A 667-nucleotide genomic window follows, 5' to 3' on the forward strand; every position below is an offset into this window, starting at 1 on the left:
GTGACTAAGCAGCAAGACCGTACTTCGCCATTGCTGTTCAACGCATTGGTCAGCGGTGAGAAGCTGCCAGAAGCTTACATCAACTTCTACCGCACTTCGACTCAAGGCAAGCAAGAGCATTACTACACCATCAAACTGATCGATGCGCTGCTGGTTGATATGCAAACCCGTATGGCGCACTGCCAGGATGCAGCTACTTCTGACCGTGTTGTTGAAGAAGTACTGAAACTGACTTACCGCGCCATTGAAGTGACCCACGAAGTCTGTGGTACTGCAGGTAACGACGACTGGCGTACGCCGCGCGAAGCGTAATAACGCCGATTCATGGGGGCCGGTTCCGGCCCCTTTTGTCATAGTTGTATCAGGTAAAAGTAATGAGTAATCCGGTTCAATTTTCCTTCTCTATCGAAGAAACAGAACACGAATTCCGTGTTGAAGAATTTAAGATCACCGAGCGTCTGTTTCAACCTTTTGAAATTAACGTCACATTGCTTTCACGTGATGCAGATATTGCTTTTGAGGACGTTATCCGTAAGGCAGGGGTGCTGCAACTTTTCGGTCAGGGGAGCGGTGTATCCCGTGTTTTCCATGGCACAGTCAGTGAAGCCCGCTTCCTGGGCACAGGTCGCCAGTTCAGCCGCTATGAGTTAAAGCTGGTGCCCGATCT

At 49.9% G+C, this 667-nt stretch carries 2 protein-coding genes; both read left to right on the forward strand.

Annotated features, from left to right (window positions below):
- Positions 1-312 (forward strand): type VI secretion system tube protein TssD (tssD, locus tag L6J37_RS21230; protein ID WP_237796523.1); only part of this gene is annotated, 312 nt, incomplete at its 5' end.
- Between the two features lie 62 nt (positions 313-374).
- Positions 375-667, forward strand: a 293-nt coding sequence (locus tag L6J37_RS21235; protein WP_269093671.1) for a contractile injection system protein, VgrG/Pvc8 family, incomplete at its 3' end; no start/stop codon positions are given.

The sequence above is a fragment of the Photobacterium sp. WH77 genome (genome assembly GCF_022014395.1).
GTDB lineage: Bacteria > Pseudomonadota > Gammaproteobacteria > Enterobacterales > Vibrionaceae > Photobacterium > Photobacterium arenosum.